At 61.2% G+C, this 19983-nt stretch carries 16 protein-coding genes; 7 read left to right on the top strand and 9 right to left on the bottom strand.

What is annotated here, in order from left to right:
• Positions 1-31 precede the first annotated feature (31 nt).
• Positions 32-1333 carry a 3-oxo-tetronate kinase gene (otnK, locus tag ABH945_RS29010; RefSeq protein WP_429252886.1) on the top strand — a complete coding sequence of 434 codons (1302 nt, stop codon included), beginning with the start codon at positions 32-34 and terminating at the stop codon, positions 1331-1333.
• On the top strand, positions 1330-1992 hold the full coding sequence (locus ABH945_RS29005; protein WP_429252885.1) for an aldolase: 663 nt from the start codon (positions 1330-1332) through the stop codon (positions 1990-1992). Before otnK ends, ABH945_RS29005 begins: the two co-directional genes overlap by 4 nt.
• 187 nt (positions 1993-2179) lie before the next feature.
• Here ABH945_RS29005 and ABH945_RS29000 read toward each other — a convergent pair whose 3' ends face one another.
• Positions 2180-2953: an AraC family transcriptional regulator gene (locus ABH945_RS29000; protein ID WP_429252884.1), complete on the bottom strand. Its 774-nt coding sequence runs from the start codon at positions 2951-2953 to the stop codon at positions 2180-2182.
• Between the two features lie 93 nt (positions 2954-3046).
• Here ABH945_RS29000 and ABH945_RS28995 point away from each other — a divergent pair, with 93 nt between their 5' ends.
• The 4 genes from ABH945_RS28995 to ABH945_RS28980 all read left to right on the top strand — a co-directional run bounded on the left by ABH945_RS28995 (position 3047) and on the right by ABH945_RS28980 (position 7751).
• Positions 3047-4522, top strand: a complete 1476-nt coding sequence (locus ABH945_RS28995) for an efflux transporter outer membrane subunit (protein WP_429252883.1) — start codon at positions 3047-3049, stop codon at positions 4520-4522.
• 55 nt (positions 4523-4577) lie between these two features.
• Positions 4578-5702: an HlyD family secretion protein gene (locus ABH945_RS28990; protein ID WP_429252882.1), complete on the top strand. Its 1125-nt coding sequence runs from the start codon at positions 4578-4580 to the stop codon at positions 5700-5702.
• Positions 5699-7279 carry a DHA2 family efflux MFS transporter permease subunit gene (locus ABH945_RS28985; protein WP_429252881.1) on the top strand — a complete coding sequence of 527 codons (1581 nt, stop codon included), beginning with the start codon at positions 5699-5701 and terminating at the stop codon, positions 7277-7279. The genes ABH945_RS28990 and ABH945_RS28985 overlap by 4 nt, the downstream gene beginning before the upstream one ends.
• Positions 7280-7379: 100 nt before the next feature.
• Entirely contained in the window at positions 7380-7751 is a 372-nt protein-coding gene (locus ABH945_RS28980) for a hypothetical protein (protein ID WP_429252880.1), read from the top strand.
• A 140-nt stretch (positions 7752-7891) separates the two neighbouring features.
• Here ABH945_RS28980 and ABH945_RS28975 read toward each other — a convergent pair whose 3' ends face one another.
• The 3 genes from ABH945_RS28975 to ABH945_RS28965 all read right to left on the bottom strand — a co-directional run bounded on the left by ABH945_RS28975 (position 7892) and on the right by ABH945_RS28965 (position 12029).
• A complete protein-coding gene (locus ABH945_RS28975; RefSeq protein ID WP_429252879.1) occupies positions 7892-9346 on the bottom strand; it encodes a cytochrome-c peroxidase in 1455 nt (484 codons plus the stop codon).
• Positions 9347-9533: 187 nt separating this feature from the next.
• Entirely contained in the window at positions 9534-11258 is a 1725-nt protein-coding gene (locus ABH945_RS28970; RefSeq protein WP_429252878.1) for a phospholipase C, read from the bottom strand.
• A gap of 468 nt (positions 11259-11726) precedes the next feature.
• Entirely contained in the window at positions 11727-12029 is a 303-nt protein-coding gene (locus ABH945_RS28965) for a hypothetical protein (protein WP_429252877.1), read from the bottom strand.
• Positions 12030-12322: 293 nt separating this feature from the next.
• Between ABH945_RS28965 and ABH945_RS28960 the strand changes: the two genes are divergently transcribed.
• On the top strand, positions 12323-13441 hold the full coding sequence (locus ABH945_RS28960; protein WP_429252876.1) for a porin: 1119 nt from the start codon (positions 12323-12325) through the stop codon (positions 13439-13441).
• Positions 13442-13629: 188 nt separating this feature from the next.
• Here the strand turns inward: ABH945_RS28960 and ABH945_RS28955 are convergent, their stop codons facing one another.
• The 5 genes from ABH945_RS28955 to ABH945_RS28935 form a co-directional block, all read right to left on the bottom strand.
• Positions 13630-14334: a GntR family transcriptional regulator gene (locus tag ABH945_RS28955; RefSeq protein ID WP_074771502.1), complete on the bottom strand. Its 705-nt coding sequence runs from the start codon at positions 14332-14334 to the stop codon at positions 13630-13632.
• Positions 14335-14650: 316 nt separating this feature from the next.
• Positions 14651-15817: a pyridoxal phosphate-dependent aminotransferase gene (locus tag ABH945_RS28950; RefSeq protein ID WP_074771501.1), complete on the bottom strand. Its 1167-nt coding sequence runs from the start codon at positions 15815-15817 to the stop codon at positions 14651-14653.
• A gap of 95 nt (positions 15818-15912) precedes the next feature.
• Positions 15913-17148 (bottom strand): dienelactone hydrolase family protein, encoded by a 1236-nt coding sequence (locus ABH945_RS28945; RefSeq protein WP_429252875.1) that lies wholly within the window; start codon positions 17146-17148, stop codon positions 15913-15915.
• Positions 17149-17197: 49 nt separating this feature from the next.
• The gene (locus tag ABH945_RS28940) at positions 17198-17938 is read right to left on the bottom strand and encodes an SDR family NAD(P)-dependent oxidoreductase (RefSeq protein ID WP_429252874.1); all 741 of its coding nucleotides are present in this window, start codon (positions 17936-17938) and stop codon (positions 17198-17200) included.
• 65 nt (positions 17939-18003) lie between these two features.
• Positions 18004-19971 (bottom strand): alpha/beta hydrolase domain-containing protein, encoded by a 1968-nt coding sequence (locus ABH945_RS28935; protein WP_429252873.1) that lies wholly within the window; start codon positions 19969-19971, stop codon positions 18004-18006.
• Positions 19972-19983 lie beyond the last annotated feature (12 nt).

Genomic DNA, 19983 nt, shown 5'->3' with positions numbered 1-19983 from the left:
CTTCGTACCGGTTTTACTGGAAGCGCAATCCATGAACTTCGATTCGACTTTGCTCGGCTGTATCGCCGACGACTTCACTGGCGCCACCGATCTGGCCAGCATGCTGGTGCGCGGCGGCATGCGTACGGTTCAGACCATCGGCGTGCCCACCGCGCCGCTCGACACGTCGGCCCAGGCGGTCGTGGTCGCGTTGAAATCGCGTACATCGCCGAGCGGCGATGCGATTGCCGAATCGCTCGCGGCGCTGGAGTGGCTGCGCTCGCTCGGCTGCAAGCAGTTCTATTTCAAATACTGTTCGACCTTCGATTCCACCGACGCCGGCAATATCGGCCCCGTCACCGATGCGTTGATGAAAGCGCTCGGCACGGACTTCGCCATTGCCTGCCCGGCGTTTCCGGAAAACGGCCGTACCGTGTATCGCGGCAATCTGTTTGTCGGCGATCTGCTGCTGAACGAATCGGGCATGCAGAACCATCCGCTCACGCCGATGACCGATGCGAACCTGGTGCGCACGCTGCAACGTCAGACGCAATCGAAAGTCGGGCTGCTGCGTTACGACGCCGTTCAGCCCGGCGGAGAAAAGCTCGCCGCCGCACGTGCCGCGCTCAAAGCCGATGGCGTGCGTGTCGCGATTGCCGACGCGATCTCCGATGCCGACCTCTACACGCTCGGCGAAGCCTGTGCCGACGATGTTCTGCTGACCGGCGGTTCGGGACTGGCGCTTGGTCTGCCGGGTAACTTCGCCCGCGCCGGCTTGCTGGCGCAGGGCGACGATGCGCAAGCGCTGCCCGCAGTCGATGGACTCTCCGCGGTACTCGCAGGTAGCTGCTCGCGCGCGACGCAAGGGCAGGTCGCGCACTGGCGCGAAAACGGCCGTCCTGCGTTCCGCCTGAATACGCTGCAACTGGCGGAGAACTCGCAAAAGGTGATCGACGAGGCGCTCGGGTTCGCGCAGCAGCACATCGGCAAGGAACCCGTGCTGATCTATGCGACCAGTTCGCCGGAAGAAGTCGCGGCGGTGCAGGGCAAACTCGGCGTCGCCGAATCGGGGAGCCTCGTCGAGCACGCGCTCGCCGGGATCGCCCAGCGCCTGCGCGACGCAGGTGTGCGCCGCTTCGTCGTTGCAGGAGGAGAAACCTCGGGTTCCATCGTCAATGCGCTCGACGTGAAAGCGCTTACGATCGGACCGCAGATCGACCCAGGTGTACCCTGGACCGTTTCGAACGGTGACCAGCGCTATGCGCTCGCGTTGAAATCGGGCAATTTCGGCACCGTCGATTTCTTCGAGAAAGCACTGACGCAACTCGACAAGCTGATGGATCGCCCGCAATGAATACGACTATTTCTGCGGCTCAGCGGGCAGAGAACAGCGCGCGCGAGGAGATCGCGCGAATCGGCGCGGATCTCTATTCGCGCCGGTACACGGTCGGCTCGGCGGGCAACATCAGCGCGAGACTGGACGACGGCTGGCTGATCACGCCGACCGATGCGTGCCTCGGTCACCTCGATCCTGCCGCGATCGCCAAGGTGGATCGCGAGGGTAACTGGGTGAGCGGTGACAAGCCGTCGAAGACACTCGCGCTCCATCGCAATGTGTACGACACGAATCCGGCGATGAACGGCGTCGTCCATACTCATTCGACTCATCTGGTCGCGTTGTCGCTGGCGGGTGTCTGGAAGCCCGACGATATCCTGCCGCCGATCACGCCGTACTACGTGATGAAAGTCGGCCACATTCCGCTGATTCCATATCGGCGTCCTGGAGACCCCGAGGTTGCGGAGCGGATTCGCGCGCTCGCCAGCAGCGTACGCGGCGTATTGCTGGAGCGGCTGGGTCCGGTAGTGTGGGGCGCGAGTGTGTCGCAGGCGGCGTATGGACTCGAAGAACTGGAGGAGACCGCGCAACTCTGGTTGATGCAAACGACGAAGCCGGAGCCGCTCTCCGACGCACAGATCGACGAGTTGCGAACGACGTTCGGCGCGAAGTGGTAGTGGGAAATAGCCGCCGGAATCATGAAGACTCTGGCGGATTGCACGAGAAATAGCGGCGCAAATAATCGAAATTCACAAGCCGTCTGCTGCAGAACCTGAGAGAGCGTGCCATCGCGGCACGCAGAAAAATATAAGCGGGAAAGGCCGTCGCGAAATCGACATTCCGTGGCCTCTTCACCGCACTCCATTACCCCTTGCGAAAGTATTCGCTTGGCGGCACACCTAGCGTCTTGCGGAACATCGCGGCGAATGCGCTCGGACTGTCGTAACCATGTTCGAGCGCGACTTCGAGTATCGACGCCCCCGCGACCAGCCGGGGCAGACTGAGCAGCAGACGCGTATGCCGGCACCACGCGCCTTGCGTCATGCCGGTCTCGCGCTGGAAGGTGCGCGCGAGCGTGCGCTCGTTCATGTGCGCTTCAAGTGCCCAGCTTGCGAGCGTCACCACCTCGGACGGATGGTTGATCAATTGCGTGCATAGCCTGACGAGCGCGGGGTGACGCGGCATCGGCACATGCAGCGACAGTGTGGGCGCAATTTCAATCTCGTCGAGAATCAACTCCATGATGCGGCGCGCGCGTGCGCTGTCCGCCGAGCATTCGTCGATCCCCGCAGCCGTGACGATCAGCTCGCGCAGCAGCGTGCTGACCAGTATCACGCGGCACGCATCGGGTAATCCTTCTCTCGCCCCCGGCTTGACGAATACCGTGCGAATGCGCACATCGCCGGTGGTTTCAATTGCGTGCTGGGTGTCTCCCGGCACCCACACCGCGCGCCCGGTCGGCACGACCCAACTGCCGTCGCCGGTGCGAACGATCATCACGCCGGAAATCGCGTAAATCAATTGCCCCTGCCTGTGCGCATGCGATGGGAAGGCTGTCCGGCCAGGCGGATCGGTGGCGATGACCGCAACCGGATGGGTTTGCTCTGCTGGAGCGTAGTTCCGCGATGGGTTGTCCATTTTGCGACGATGAATGTTGATTCTGCGCGAGAAAAACCAGGGTCACGAGCTTAGCATTGCCGCTGTCTTTTCATCCTATTGACGTGGCAATCGATGACGAATTTCCGTTCGTGGCGTTTCTTTCAACCCACTTTGCGCCGTTCCCGCCGTGTGTTACGAGTCGCGCGTCTCGGCGCGCTTGCCAGCGTGATCGCGGGCTGCACGGTCGGGCCGCCGTACCGCGAACCTGCCGTGCCGGATGCCGCCAGCCGCCCGTTTGCGTCGACCGCCGCGGCGCCCGTTTCCGCCGCGCCGACGGTCGATTCCTGGTGGCAGTTGTATCGCGATCCCGCACTCGACGCCCTCGTGCAGCAGGCGCTCGCCAACAATCGCGATCTCGCGGTCGCGGCGGCTCATCTTCAGCGCGCGGAAGCAGTGTTGAACGAAGCTGGCGCCGCGCGTCTTCCCGACACGGACGTGGCGCTCGGCGGCAACTACGGCAAGCAGAGTACGGATCAGATCGTCGCGGCGGCGACCCACCAGAGCGCCGCTACGCGCTGGGCGTATGCGCCCTCGCTGGCGGTGTCGTGGGAGGTGGATTTGTGGGGCCGTGTGCGCGAACTGGTTGCGTCCGCGCAGGCCGACGCCGAAGCGACCGAGGCGGCTCGCGACGCGTTGCGCGTCGCCATCGCGGCCGAAACGACGGACGCCTACGCGCACGCCTGCAGCTTCGGTCAGCAGATCGACGTGGCGCAGCGCTCGCTGGCCATCGCCGAACGGGTTGCGCAATTGACGCAGATACAGCGCTCGCAAGGCCTCGTGTCCGAACTCGAAGTGGTGCGCGCGCAGGCGTTTGTCAGCGATACCGGGGCCACGCTGCCCGACCTGAAGGGCAAGCGCCGCGCGGCGCTGTATGAACTGGCCGTGCTGACCGGCCACACTCCCGCCGACATTCCGGTTGCGGCTTCGCAATGCCACGCCGTTCCATTGATTGCGACGCCGTTTCCGGTCGGTGACGGCGCCGCGCTTCTCAAGCGGCGTCCCGATCTGCGTGAAGCCGAACGACGCCTTGCCGCGGCCAGTGCGCGCGTGGGCGTGGCGACGGCGGAGCTGTACCCGTCGGTGGTGCTCGGCGGCTCGGTGGACTGGCTCTCGACGAGCGGCAGCCTTGCGTCGCTCGGTAACCAGTACGCGGTGGCCTGGGGCATCGGTCCGCTGATCAGCTGGCACTTTCCGAACATGGCCGTGAGTCGCGCGAAGCTCTCGCAAGCGCGCGCGGACAGCGCCGCCGAACTCGCGTCGTTCGACAGTCGCGTACTGAACGCGTTGAAGGAAACCGAGCAGGCACTCACGCTGTACGGCGCCGAATGGGACCGGCATCGCGCGTTGCAACAGGCTCGCGAACAGCATGCCCGCGCGTTCGAACTGGCTGAACTGAACTACAAGGCCGGCGCGCTCGATTTCCTCGACGTGCTCGATGCCGAGCGCGGTCTCGTCACGACCGATGCTGCGCTGGCGACATCGACCGAAGTTCTTGCGTCGGACCAGGTTGCCGTTTTCAAGGCACTGGGCGGCGGATGGCAGCGCTGAAACGCTCAGCGATACCGCTCCGATCATTCGTTATTTTTCATTGAAGGTTCCAGTTATGAGCACCACTGTCGCGCCTGAAAAGCGCACGATTCCCGGAAGAAAACAGTTGATTGCAGCAGGCGTCGTGATCGTCGCCGTGGTGGCGGTCGTGGCCGGTGTTCGCTGGTGGAGCGTCGGACGCTTCATCGAAAGCACCGACGATGCGTATGTGCGCGCCGACATCGTGGCGATGAGTTCGCATGTGCCGGGCTATGTCAGCGAGGTCGTGGTGCAGGACGACCAGCAGGTTCGCGCAGGCGACGTGCTGATAAGGATCGACGACCGCGATTATCAGGCGAAGGTGAATCGCGCGGAAGCGGCCGTTAATGCGGCGCTCGCGAATATTCGCGAGCAGGAAGCGGGAGTGGCGAGTCTCGACGCGCAAGTGACCCAGCAGGGCAGTCTTATCGCGCAGGCGCAGGCCGACGTGACTGCGGCAAAGGCCGACACCGTGCGCCGCGATGCCGATGCAACGCGCTATCGGGAGTTATATGCGCAGCAGGCGTCGAGCGGTCAGCGCCTGGAACTCGCGCGGGCTGAAGAACAGAAAGCGGCTGCTGTGCTGGCGAAAGCGAGCGCTGCCGTACAGAGTCAGCGGGATCAGCAGGACGTGTTGCGCAGGCGCCGGGAGCAGAGTCTTGCGGGTATCGAGCAGGCGAAGGCGCAGGTAAGCGAAGCGCGCGCGGCGCTCGCGCTGGCGCAGCTGGATTTGCAGCATACGGTGATCCGCGCGACTCGCGATGGTGTGATCGGCCAACGCACTGTGCGTCAGGGTCAATACGTGGAGACCGGCATGCCGTTGCTCGCGGTCGTTCCGTTGAACGACGTGTACGTGGTCGCCAACTTCAAGGAGACCCAACTCGGCGATATGCATGTCGGCCAACCGGTGGAGATCAAGGTCGACACTTATTCCGGGCATACGTTGCGCGGCAAGGTGACGAGTATTGCGCCAGGCTCCGGTGCGGAATTTGCGCTGCTGCCGCCCGATAACGCGACAGGCAACTTCACGAAGGTCGTGCAACGCATTCCTGTCAGGATACGGTTCGACGCATCGCATGAGGACGCGCGGCTGCTGCGCGCGGGCATGTCGGTCGTCGTGAACGTCGATACGCGCCACGCGGACGGCGGGCAGCCGTCATGACATCGACTGTCATTGCATCAGCAGATAAAGAAAAAATCCCGCTCCGTACATGGATTGCGGTACTCGGCGGCGTGTTCGGGTGCTTCATGGCAGGCATGAATGTGCACGTGACGAACGCGTCGCTGCCCGACATTCGTGGCTCGCTGGGCGCGAGTTTCGAAGAAGGATCGTGGATCACGACCGCCTATCTGGTCGCGGAAATCATCGTCATTCCGCTGACCGGATGGCTGGTGCAGGTCTTCACGATCCGCCGTGTTCTGCTGACGGGCGCGAGCGGCTTTCTGGTGTTTTCGCTGGCGTGTTCGGTCGCGCCGAACATCGACACGATGATCGTTGCCCGCGCGTTGCAGGGTGCATTCGGTGGCGTGCTGATTCCGCTGTCGTTCCAGCTGATCGTCACCGAGTTGCCGGTCGCGCGGCATCCGCTCGGTATGGCGCTGTTCGCAATTGCGAATAACGTCGCGCAGGCGGCGGGTCCTTCAATGGGCGGTTATCTGACCGATATGTACTCGTGGCGCTGGATCTTCTATCTGCAGATTCCGCCGACGCTTATCCTGCTCGGCGCAATCAGTTGGTCAATCAAGCCACTGCCGATGCATCTCGGGAAGCTGCGCAACGCGGACTGGCCCGGCATATTGACCATGGCAGTCGGCTTGAGCGCCTTGCAGATCGCACTGGAAGAGGGCGGCCGTCAGGACTGGTTCGCGTCGCCATTTATCGTCAACATGATGATCGTTGCGGCGCTTGGGCTAGGCGTGTTCGTCGCTATCCAGTTGCGCCGCCCGGAGCCGTTCATCAACTTGCGTCTGCTTGGCCGCTACAACTTCGGGATTGCGAGCCTCATGCAGTTTCTGTTCGGCGCGGTCGTGTTCGGCGTGGTGTTTCTCGTGCCGAACTATTTCGCGGAATTGCAGGGATATAGCGCGCGCGATATCGGGCTCGCGATGATCCCTTATGGACTCGTTCAATTCGTGATGTCTTTTCTGACGCCACCGTTGATGCGCCGGACCAGCGCGCGTACCGCGATCATTCTCGGCTTCGCGCTGGTTGCGGCGGGCTGCCTGATGAACATTCATCTGGATCGATACTCCGCGTCTAACGTGATCGTGCCTTCGCTTATTGTGCGCGGGATTGGGCAGTCGCTCGTCGTTATCGCACTGTCGGTGATGGCCGTCGATGGTCTGGAGAAAAGTCAGCTCGGCTCGGCGTCGGGATTGTTCACGATGGTGCGCAACGTGGGCGGCGCGATCGGCATTGCGATTGCGAGCCAGATTGTCGTAGAGCGCGAGAAATTGCACGCCATGCGTCTGGGCGAATCGATCACGCTGTTTTCGCCTGCATTCCGCGAGCGTGTCGCCTATCTCGCCAGGCTGCTCGCGAGCAATCACGCTCCGCGCGCCGACGTATTGCCAAAGGGCGACTTGAGCGGCGCACGCGAGCTTGCGTTAGGCATCATCAATCAGACCGTGGGCAGGGAAGCGTTGTTGATGGCGTACAGCGACACCTTTCTGATTGCCGGCATTGCGATGATCGCGTGTACGTTGGGGGCGTTCGTCTTAAGAAGTCGACGTAGTTGACAGGCGATTGAAAGACGGCGATGAAATTAAAGCGTCGGCGCAGAAACCGTCACAAAAGCGGCACACAATAGCGCACCTTATCCTTTTGAATCGATATCAGATGAACAGATCATTGGCCGCCGCGGCACTCGTCACACTGTGCTCCGTCGCGCACGCGAGTCCGGCCCCCGAGACGAATAACGGCTTTCTCACGGGCAAACTTTTTCAGGGTGGAAGCCAATCGCTGCGTACGGCGTACGTGATTGGCGTGCTCGATGGCTTTTCCTATTCGTCGGCGTTCGGCGCGCCGGATGCGAAAGTCGCGAAGTTGCAGCGCTGCATCGGCACGTTGCATGCAGATGCGCGTCAGGTCGGCACTATCATCGATAAATATGTCGATGCCCATCCCGAGTCGTTGACCGAAAAGATGCAACCCGTCGTGCTGAAGGCAATGCGGCAGGCTTGCTCGGCCGGCGGAGCCGCAATCGACTGACTATCTGTTGCGAATAAGCATCCTCTCGAGAGAGAGGATGCTTATTCGAATGCCTCGCTTCAATCCTCGCCACGCGAGGATTTCAATCCGGTTAATGCGCGACGGGCGCATACCGCGCCCGTCTTTCTCTCACTCAGCAATTACTTTCGAACGTTCTCGTAGCCGTCATCGAGCGTTTTCATAAACGCAATGATGTCGTTGATGTCGTCATCCGACATCGCGGGCTTGTCGCCCAGCTTGCGATCGAACGGGGCATCGGCAACGTCGATATTCGCCTGATACTGGGCAGGCAGATCGTCATACTTGAGAACCTTGCCCGATGCATCGTGCGGATAGATCTTCTCAGGACTCGTATTGCGCAGGTTGTAGAAGTCCATGACCTGCTTGAGATTGTGATACACGCCGTTGTGGAAGAACGCACCGCGATTTGCCGAGTTGCGCAGCGTCGGCGTCAGGAACATGCCGCAATACTGCGTGTCCTTCGTCATGTCGGTGCGGAACGGTCCGCACACGCCCATGTCGTAGAACTTCGGGTCTTTATTCAGCGCCAGTTGGTGATTGCGTGGAACGCCGAGCGCCTCATATTGCGTATCCGTGAAGACCGGCGGAAGACCGTCAGAACTCGGTTGACTCAAGTGGCAACCCGCGCAATTCGCCTTGTCCTTGTCGTTGAACAGGCGCAGTCCGCGCAGTTCGGCCTGAGTCAGGTGCGCTTTCCCTTCGAGCCACGCGTCGTACTTGCTCGAGAACGGGTGAAACGCCGGATCTTCGAACTGGTAGCGGCCAATCGCGAACATGGCTTCCGATACAAGCAGATTCTGATCGCTGACAACGCGCGGACCAAAAAGCTGCTTCATCGTATCGATGTACTTCGAATGCATGAGCTTATCGGCGACCGCTGCCACGTTCGGATTCGCCATTTCGACCGGGTTCGTCAACGGTCCGAGCGCCTGGTCCTGAAGCGTGCTTGCGCGGCCGTCCCAGAAGAAGCCGCCTTGCGGCACCATCGCCGGCGCAGCAGGCGCCACGCCCGCATTTTTCTGCGCACGTTGCACGCCTTGTGCCGCGGATGCGAGCACGTCGAGACTGATCGGCGCGGTGTCGGTATCGCCCTGATCGGGACCGATGCTGAACGGCGCCTGACGATACAGGTACGCAAGCGACGGCGCGGGCCGATAACCGGAGTCGGTCATGTGAGGGCCGCCGAGCTGTACGGTCAGATCGTTAGGAGGCCCGAAAGCGTGTGACGCGCTGTGACATGACGCGCACGACTGTTTGCCCGACGCCGACAGCGACGGGTCATTGAACATTTCCCTGCCGAGCATGGCGGCCGCGCTGAGCGGCGCGACCGGAGGGCGCAGCAGCGTGACAGGGTGCGCATTCGCGCCCGTCAGGTCTTCAACCTTGTCGCCGATCGCCTCGGGCATGCGTTCGGGGTAAAGCAGCGCGTAGCCGGTTACGACAGCGCATGCCAGCACGATGCCCGACAACGTCCACAGAATCCGGCGGCGCAGCGTGGGCCTGGCGGCGTCGGGAGACGGCTCGCGTCCGGTGGGGAGTTGCGAAGGCAGGCTAGCATTCGAAGGAGAGTTCATGGCAATAGCTGTAGCAAATCTGAACGACACATAAATAAGCAAGTCGAGCCACCGTACCGGCTGGCTCGACGCATTGACTGACTGTCTGTTGTCAACGTGCGGTTCATCGAATGTCATGCCGCAGGGTTGAATAAAAGCTTTCCCACGGCATGACAGACAGACCAACCGAACGTCTCAGTCTGACTACTTAGTCCGTCGCCGGCGCGGAAGACAGCTTCGCGCCAGTGTTCGTATCGACATACACAGCCGGCGTTGCGCCACCGTTCGTGAAGTCGAACAGGGCGTTCAGGCTGCCCGTCGCTGCATCGTGCGAACCGCCGCCCAGACGCGTGCCGCCGAGCCAGTTGTCTTCGATGAACTTGACAACCGAAGCTTGCGTGATCAGCGTGTGGTCGACGTAGTTGCTACGTGCATACGGCGAGATCACGACGAGCGGAACACGCGTGCCCGGACCGCAGCGGCCGTTCACGTTGGCACCCGACACGCCCACACCTTGCACGGCACCCGTTGCGTTACACGTACCGACGCCGTTCAGCTGGTCGGCGGTCGTGTCGAACGACGAGGTCGTCGGCGTTGCGTACGCATGGTCGTACCAGCCGTCCGAATCGTCGTACGTCAGGATGATGGCGGTGTTCTTCCAGTCGGGTTGTTGCTCCAGGAAGTTGACGACCTTCGTATAGAACGCCTGCTCGTCGAGCGGATCCGAATTGCCCGGGTGGCCGTCGCCGACTGCCGGTGCCTTCAGGTAGCTGACCGACGGGAAGTTGCCCGCCTTGACTGCTGCAAAGAAGTCGTCGGTGTCGTACTGGTGGTGAACCGGCGTAGCCGTCGAATCGAGCGGGTCGGTCTGGCCGATCAGCGCGGTCGAGGTCGGGCGCGTATGCGCCAGGTTGGCCGTCGTCGCGTAGTACTGGAACCAGTTGTGGTGCGGTACGTAGTCAGCCTTCGTTGCACCCAGAACCGACGAGTACGTGCTGCGCTTACATGCAGTCGTGCCGTTCGCGTTCGTGGTGGTCAGGTTGAAGCCGCCCATGAAGCCGCCCCACGAGATGTTCTTCGCGTTGAGCAGGTCGCCGATGTTCTTATTGGCCGAGGACATCACCACGTTATCGGTGGCGGCCGTCGACGAGCACGTGTCGCCGGTCGGGTCGGAGTCGCCGTTCATCGTGAAGCCGCCTGCGCCGTCGGCGATCACGTTGTCGCCCTGCGCTGCGCCGTTCGCGGGAACTGCACCGTTCGTCTGACCTGAGATGACTTCGATTGCACCCGGCGTCGACGGACCGTACGTGTCCGTGTACATGTTGTCGCTCATCGCAAAGTTCTGAGCGTAGTTCCAGAGCGCCTGGACGGTATTGCCGTCGTAGTAGCCCATCACGAGACCCGGCGTACCGAACGTCGACCCACTGCTCGCACCGTTGTTACCCGTGTACTTCGGGAACAGGTCGGCTGCACCGTTGTCGTAGGCGAGCTGTTCGTTGCGGTAGTCGTGCGACTGGCCGTTCGTGTTCGCCTGGCTGCGGTCGAGGCGGAACGGGTTGATGCCGCTGCCTGCCGAAAACGCGTTGTTCGCCGTGTTCAGGAAGTTCGGGTTGCTGGTCAGCAGCGACTTCTGGTTCAGGTTGTTGATCGTCGTCGGCGTGTTGGCCGCTGCCGTGAACGCAGGTTCGCCAACCGGGTTTTGCGCGTTCGGGTAGGTGCCGAAGTAGTGATCGAAAGAACGATTCTCACCGAAGATCACGACCAGGTGCTTGATCGGCGTAGCGGTGGTCAGCGCGTCCTGAGCGGACACGGTAACAGCCGGCGAAGAGGCGGCTGAAGTCGATGCGGGCGAGCTGTCATTGCTGTGACCGCATGCGCTCAGCACACATAGTGCTGCGGCAAACGGAATGGGCAAAAGGGTTCGGCGAAACATTTGGGGCTCCACATTCGCTGCCCAGTCCTTCCGTCGGTAAGTACGGAGGTCTGGAGGATTGTTGTTAGAAACGCGATGGCAAAACTCTTGGATGAAGCTGGCGCATTGGACCATTAAAGAGTGAAAGTTTTCGGGCAACATTCTGACTGTCGCCTTTCAAACATGCATACGTATTGCTTTAATCGACATGTCGATCCGATAACACGATGTTTTGAAATGCGCAGATGCGGAGGTGGTGTGGAGCGAGGAAGGTGTCGCGAACGTGCGATTCGTGCGGGTTTTAGCGGGAGAAGTGAGCGTGTGAGCGTTGTACTGTTCGGGGGCTTCGACTGTGTCGATCAATGCACTCCATGTGCCATCGATCCTTACCGCAGGAAACACTTGTATTGCTGGCGAAAGTTGTATTAGCGGGATGGATGTTAGTGAACAGATTGATAAGAAATCGCGACGTTGCCAATTTTTCTGATTTCACTCGCCCTCATTTCCGCCGACGGCTTGACCGGTCAGCGGCGAAAAATGAACTGTGTCGAGTGGCTTTAAAAAGCGGCGTGGTGTGTTGGGCGTGGCGACAACGAGGCGAGCCGCAACAAAAATCTGGAATGTGAGTTTTTCTGCGATCTCACTGTCGATCTGGAAAAAAGCCAGGCTCGCACGTCGATGCCGGATGAGATGGATCGCTTCGTCGTGGTCACTTCGACAGCAACTGCCGCGTTGATCTATTGCGCCGGTCACGGCTTTAGAGCGCGATGGCGAGAACCACCTGATTCCCATCAATCTGTCGCTGCCGGTCGCGACAGCCGTTCAATCGGTCCAGGGCGATACGCATTCGCCTGATCGTTCGATCAAATATTTTTTGGGTTGCGAAAATTCACCGTCGAGGCGAGCGTGGGCGACGCCTATTGCCTGAGCAACACTTTGCGATAGCCGTATTTACGTTGTTCTTGACAAACGATATTGGCCAAAAAAGAATGTCAGGCATCAAATGATAATTTGATCAAATAAAGAAAACCGGCGGATGTCGAGCCGGTTTCCACTAGCCGACTTCTCTACAAAGCCTTCAGATCATGACCAGACGCCCGTACCTTCGCCACTTGCCCTCGCTACTTCTGACAGGCGCGGCTATCGCCTCAATGCTCGCGTTTAGCGGGGCCGCGAACGCGCAAAGTTCCGTCACCTTGTACGGCATCGTTGACGCGGGCGTAGGTTACGTCAGCAACATTGGCGGCAAGAGTCAATTCATGCAGAGCACCTCGGTGATGCAGGCCGACCGGCTCGGCTTCAAGGGTGTCGAAAATCTGGGCGGCGGCACGAGCGCTATTTTCGTGCTCGAGAATGGGTTCAGTACGAGCACAGGGGCGCTGGGGCAGGGCGGCAAGCTATTCGGACGGCAGGCGTATGTCGGCTTGAAAGACGAACGCTACGGCACGTTGACGATGGGGAATCAGTACGACTACATGGGCGCAACGCTGGGCATGTACGAAACCTCGACGTGGTTGCTGGGCCAATATTCCGATCACCCGTTCGCCAACGACCGCGCAAATTCGTTGCGGCTCGCGAATTCGGTTCAGTACATGACGCCTGTCTGGTCCGGTTTCCAGTTCGGTGCGATGTACGGCTTTTCGAATCTGGCTGGCGACATCAACGGCGAAGGTCGGGCATACAGTTATTCGGCAACGTACAACGCCGGCCCGTGGAATGTGGCGGCGGCTTATACCGAGGTATCAGGATCGGCGTCGTCTCTCGATGTTTCGTCATTGACCGGCTTGCCGAGCGGCAGCGTCGTTGTGGGCGGCAGCTATCTGCGCACGATGGGTATTGCAACGAGCTACAAGTTTAGCCGCACGTTCGTGTATGCGATGTACACCCAGTCGTTGTATGCAGGCACTCGCGGCAAGGACATCGAAAACGTGATGTTCCGCAACGGCCAGGTTGGCTTTACCTACTTCCTGACGCCCGCGCTGCAGGCGGCGGCGGGGTACACCATGACTGCCGTCGGTGCGACCAAATTGCACCAGGTGAGCACGACGCTCGACTACGCCCTCTCAAAGCGCACCGACGTCTACGCAATGCTGTTGGCCGAGCACGCGCAAGGCAATAACGCCAGGGCCGCGATCATTGGAATTGGTACGTCGTCGAATGCGAATCAGGTTGTCGCGGACATCGGTATTCGTCATAAATTCTGACGGCGCATGTGAAAGGCGTGGACACGCGCCATCTGCAATCGCGAAGGGCGTGTAACGCTGAGCGATCGACCGGATGGCGCGCCCTTCAACAATCAAACAATGCCGGAAGTTGAGCGACCTGGCCAGGCTATTCGCTGACCAGCGTCGCCACAAATTAGCCGCTATATGCGGCTAATTTGCGTGAAAGCTCACGCCGTCACGCTGGTGTCGCGTCGATGCAGAATATCGAGCAGGAACTCGAACGACGAGCGGATATCCTTCTCCATCGCGGCGCGTGCCGACGCAGCGTCGCGCTTCTCGAATCCTTCTATCACGATGTGATGGTAGTTGGTGCCGGCCGTGTTGTACGGCACTTCCTGATTGCGTTCGACTTCTTCCGTAATGACCCGCATGTATGGCCCGCATTGCAGCCACACCGTCTCGATCAACTGAGGCAGCACGGTGGAGCCGGACAGGCGATAGATCAGGAAATGGAACTCCTGGTTCTTGACGAGGCTTTCGTGGATGCCGTCGTGTTTGATCGCAAGTTCGTGTTCGGCGATCAGCCGCTTGAGCTTGCGCACGGCGGCTTCGTCTGCGTGCGCGCAGGCCATTTCGGTGGCCAGGCCTTCGAGCGCAATGCGCGCTTCGCACAGATCCTGCAAATGCTTGGTGGTCACCTCGGGCACCTGAATCGTGCCGTTCGGTAAAGCCACCAGCCCATTCTCCACCACGAGTTGCCGCAGCGCTTCGCGCACGGGCATGGCGCTCGAGCCGAAACCCTCGGCGAGCGTGGCGACGGTCAACTGGGTACCGGGTTCAAAACGCCCTTGCATGAGCGAGGTGCGCAACTGCGTATAAATCGACTCCTGCATCGTCGACCGCTTTACGACGCGCTGGATCTGGTCAGCCATGATTGCTCCGTGATCGTTAGATCAAAACTCCCTGAATTTTATCATTTTGATTGTGGATCCGGCGCTCCAGACTACCCTCCGTTCCGTCTGAAAGTATCATCCGCCAAAAAAATGGCGCGCAATTTTTTGTTTTGATCAGTTTATAATCGCCAATTTCAATGCGGAACCAGCCGGAAAGTCAAACGGCGCGGCGAGACCGCAGCGGCAGCCGGAGTTTGCTATGAGGCAAAAAAAGCCGGTCAGAGAAGAATTTCTGACCGGCGAAGATAGCAACAACAAACATCACGAGGAAAACTTTACAGCGGGGCGCGAAACCTCATAGCGCGTCGAAGAATGCCTTCATGCGCGCCATCGCTTCGACGATCCGCTCCTTCGATTCCGAGCCGAAACACACGCGCAGGTGGCCTTCGCCGGCGCTGCCGTAAAAGCTGCCTGCTTCCACGACCACGCGCGCTTCGACCAGAATGCGATCCGCGCATTCCTGCGCGCTCAGTCCGGTCGCGCTGATGTTCGCGAACGCGTAAATCGTGCCTTCGGGGCGCGCGCAAGTGACATTGCGCATCGTATTGAGCGCATCCACGACGACGTCGCGCTTGGCCTTGTCGTCGTTCACGAGTTGCGCGAGCACGGCGCGCTCACCCGTCACGGCCGCGAGCGCGCCCGCCTGAATGAACGTGTTGACATGCGTGACATCGTTGGCCGTGATCTTCAGCAGGCCGGGCATCACATCGGCGGGGGCGGTCATGAAGCCGACGCGCCAGCCGTCCATCGCAAAAGACTTGGTGAACGCGAACATCGAGATCGTGCGCTCCTTCATGCCCGGAATCGAGCCGATGCTGATGTGCTTCGCGTCGTCGTAGACGATCTCTTCGTAGACCTCGTCGGACAGCACCACCAGATCATGACGAATGGCGAGATTCGCCAGCGCCTGCAATTCGTCGCGGCTATACACGCGGCCGGTCGGATTGGCGGGATTGACGATCACGATTGCCTTGGTGCGCGGCGTGATCGCGGCTTCGATTGCGGCCGTGTCGATGGAAAAATTGTTCGCGCGGTCCAGATCGACGATCACCGGCTTGCCGCCCGCCAGTTCAATCTTGCCGATGTGCTGCGGGTAATACGGCGCGAGCAGGATCACTTCATCGCCTTGATCGATCAACGCGAAGAAGGCGGCGAACGACGCATGCGTGAGGCCGTTGGTGACCAGAATGTCGTCGGCCGTTACGTCGAGGCGGTTGAATTCGCGCAGCTTGCCCGCCAGCGCTTCGCGCAATGCCGGAAGCCCGCGCATGTCGCTGTAGTGGACTTCGCCTCGCATCAGCGCATCCACGGTGGCCTGCTTGATCGGCAACGGGGTGTCGGCGTGCGGGCAGCCGAGTTCCAGATGAATCAGGTCGGCGTTATCGCCCGGCAGATTGCGGGCTTTTTCGTACATGCCATACGATTTTTTCGACGTTTCGGTGATGCGTTTAGCGAGTTTCATGTATCGGTTCCAGGGTGTCGCTGCCCGCCGTCACAGAAGACGCGGGTGCGGACCGGGTTGGTAAAAAAGTACGCAGCGAAGTTCGCGGCGACGGCTCAGACCGGCTTGCCTTCACTGCTTGCCCAGTTGGGCATCAACGTATTGGTCGGCAGGCTTTCGTCGATCATCTTGCGGGCGGTCTCGATTCCGGCGACGGGCAGGCCCGCCGGATCGAGCGCGCCGATCTGCACTAGCACCGACGCCTGGTCCCAGTAGATGTGCTCGTTGTAGAGCTTGTCGCCGCGAAAACACACGACCGCCAGCATCGGAATCTCGAAGTACTTGCCGGTGGGCGCGAGGCCGGGCAGCAGCCAGTCGATCTCGCGATCGTGGGTCGCACAGAACACGAATTCGTCGACGATGCGATCGGTGCCGATCGTGCGCGAAATTGGAATCAACCGGGTGTCGGCCGGATTCGCATCGACGAAGTGATATTTGTAGAAACGCTTGAGCTGGTCATGGCCGACACCGCCCGTCATGGTCGGCACATGGTTGACGTAAGGTTCGGCCACCATGGTCGGCATGATCGCATTCACGTCGCGCGTGGCGAACTCGTAGTAGCAGTGTTTTTCCCAGAGAGCGTCGAGGTCGTGTACCGGGCCGAGTACTTTGCGCAATACCGCGAGCGTTCTCGAATACGCCATCAGCGTGGCCGGTTTGTTGAAGTGCTCGCGCTCCGGTGTCGCAAATGCGTGATCACAACCCGGATAGACGTATTGTTCGATCTGCGGCTGGACGGCCAGTGCGCGCATGATCGTCTCGCGCGTGTCGAGCGGGCAGAACGCATCGTCGCCGGCGAAGTGGAACACCATCGGACACTGGATGCGCGGTGCTTCGTCGAGAAATGCATCGAGCCCGACGCCGTAGTAGCTCACCGCGCAGTCGATCGACGTGCGTGCCGCTGCCAGCATGGCGAGTTTGCCGCCGAGGCAATAGCCGATCGCGCCGATCTTGCCCGCGTGTTCGGGCTCTGCGCGCAAAGCCTGCATGGACGATTCGATATCGCGCACGGCGAGGTCGAGATCGATTTTGTCGTTGAATTGCAGCGCCTTTGCGAAATCCTGCTCGCCGTAACCCAGCACGACGCCAGGCTCCATGCGCCAGAACAGATCCGGCACCAGCACCACATAGCCTTCTTCCGCGAAGCGGTCGGCCATCGACTTCATGTAGTCATTGATACCGAAGATTTCCTGCAGCAGGATCAGCCCCGGTCCCGAACCTTGCGCGGGCGTGGCCTTGTAAGCGGCAAACGATTTGCCGTCGTGACTCGTTACCTCGATGAAGCGTCCCATTCGTTCCTCGTCAATTCGCTTGAATGCCTGTGGTGGTCGCGCGTGCTCGTCAACCGGCAGAGGCGGCGCGTGCGCCGACGATCTGCGTCTGAATCGTGAGGCGATCGGCGGCCAGCATGCGGGCTACGTCGTTCGCCATCTGACCGACATAGACTTCACGCTCGCCGCCGTCGAGCGCAGCCAGTGTTGCGTGGACGACCGCATCGGTCGACAGCTTGTCGCCTTCGTAATCGCGGCTCATATCGGTGTCGATGGCGCCCGGCATCACCGCAAACACGCGCACGCCGTGCGGCGCGAGTTCGGCGTCGAGCCCTTCGGACAAACGCAAGGCCGCCGCTTTCGACGCGCACAGCGTGGTCATCGGCGCGAGCGTGATGCGCGCGAGGATCGAGAGGATGTTGACCATCGCCCCGCGCGCCGCGATCAGTTGCGGCGAGAACGCCTGCGCCATCGACAGCGTGGCAAAGTAGTTGACTTCCATTTCCCGGCGCGCGGAGTCGGGCTGACTCGCCGACAAGGCGCCCGCCTGGAAGTTGACGCCTGCGTTGTTGATCAGCAGCGTGACGTCCGAGGCGATGCGCGCGGCGGCTTCGACCTGACTGGCATCGGTGACGTCGAGTTGCAGCGGCACCACGCGGCTATCGGCCGGATACGCGGGGTGTTCGGCCGGGCGGCGCATGGCCGCATAGATTTTGCCGGCGCCCTGCGCGAGCAGGACTTCCACGAATTTCGCGCCGAGGCCACGGTCGGCGCCGGTGACCAGCGCGACGGTATGTTTATCGATCGTCATCGGAAAGAGGGCGGTTAAGGTAGGCGGGCGGCGCGAAACCACGGTGGCGCCGGTCGTGCTGCGTGTCAGATGATGTGGAAGACGTCCTGGCTGTCGGCGAGCATCGCGGAGAGGCGCTCGACATCCTCGGGCAGCATCCACTGCTTGTCGGCCAGTCGCGAGGCGGCTGCGACCAGCGCTTTGCGCCACGCCTGTTCGTTGCCGTAGCGCGCTTCGAATGAGGCACGGCGGTCACGCGGAACAGCGGCCAGAACGTCGCCGCGTGCGAACGGGACGTACGAGCCATAGACGCTATACAGGCCGCCCGGCGCATAGCCCGACGCGCGCAGAGCCCATCCCGCATGCGTTCCCAGCGGGACCTCGACAAACGGATGACGAATGCCGGCCGTGCCGTTGCCGTCCTGATCGACGGCGGGCACGAAGACTGGATAACGATCGCCTTCGCGCGGCGGCACCGAGTCGTGATCGAGCAGCCGCAGCTCGTTGATCACGCCAGGTCCTTCGAGCCCCGTCGCGCCTTCGAAACGTTCGACGAATTGCGCGAGCGTCCACCATCCGCCATTCGCGTGGGAAGGAAACGCGCTCGCAGGCGGCTCGATTCCATCGTCGACCCATCGACGCATGGCGACCAGCAAAGCACGCAGCGTTGCACCGTAGGTGAGCGGGTTGCTCGCGTACAGCACAACCGGTGAGTTCGGCAACGGATAGTCGCCATGCGCGATACCGGTGACGAGATAAAGGCGCACATCGGGATCGTCGGGCAGGTCGCGTCCTTCGCAATCCGTCGCGACCAGCGACGCTCGCGCGGACCAGACTTCGGAGTCCGTATCCATGTGCATCAGCTTCGGCGCAGTGCCTGAAGCACGCGCTTTTGCGAAGATGCCGTCGGTTTTTCCGCTGATCGGGTCGCTCAGCGTTTGATAGGCGAACGGAAATTGATCGCCCGGAAAGCTGTGATCTTCATGCTGACGCGAATAGCGGCCCGGCTGCGAAAACGGCGCGTTGACCCATGCGCGGCGCGAACCGGAAATGATCGGCACCGCGCCGTCGAAGACGATTTGCGAGTCGAGACTCTCGTTGAAGCCCTGATAGATGAAGTCGCGCAGCACGCGTCCGCTTTGCGACAGACCGAAGCCGAGCGCGCGCGTTGGCTGACCGTTCGCGGGTGCGAGCGGATTCGGTGTGCCCTCGCTGTCCTGGGTTTCGTACTTCAAAAACGCCATGACGTCGCGCACGCTCGCATAGCCGAGGCCCATCACCACCGGGTCTTGTGCGTCGTAAATGAATTCGAAAATTGCGCCGCGGTCGAGCTTGCAATCGGGCAGGCGGTCGATCTGAATCCGGTTCCGGTCGAGAAAGCGCCACCGAATTCCTGCTGCGGCCACTCGCGGATCGCGCTCGTTCTGCCGCGCGGTGAGGCTCGCGCTCGACGCGTCCAGAGTGGCGGCCGGATACGACAGCGTGAGCACGTAGCTGTCGCTGCTGAGTTCCTGAAGGATCGCCCCGCGAATGGAGTCCGGCGCATCGAGCACGAACTCTTCCCAGCCCTTGCCGACGATAGGTTGACCGTCGCGTGTGGCCACCGGGAACTGCGCCAGCATACGGCCGCCACCCGGCTCTACATTGCCTTGCCACGCGGTCCAGACGATCGAATAGCCCTCGTGCATCAGGAAGCCGTTGCCGATGTCCTCCGGCTGGGTCGGCAACGCGACCACGGGCGCATTGTTGATGCGCACCACGCCTCGCTGGGTGCCGCGATTGAGCCACTCGTAAAACAGCCAGCCATTGCCGCGAGCGAGATCGACCGGCTTATAGAGATGAAAGTCGACGCTGTATTCGACCATACCGTTCGACGCACGCGGTGCGTGCACGAGGTTCGCGATGTCGTGGTTCAGCGGCGCGTCGGGGTCGATCTCGCAATGAGCGCGCCCCGACACCAGTTCGTAGCTGCCGACACATCCGTCCTTGCCGAACGCGACGCCCTCGAACACCGGCTGACGCGACAGGATTTCCAGTTTTTTGACGCCTGGCATTGATCGTTCTCC

Source organism: Paraburkholderia sp. GAS333 (genome assembly GCF_050435665.1).
In the GTDB taxonomy this organism is placed as follows: Bacteria; Pseudomonadota; Gammaproteobacteria; order Burkholderiales; family Burkholderiaceae; genus Paraburkholderia; species Paraburkholderia fungorum_A.
This window is presented reverse-complemented; position numbering and strand designations above follow the sequence as displayed.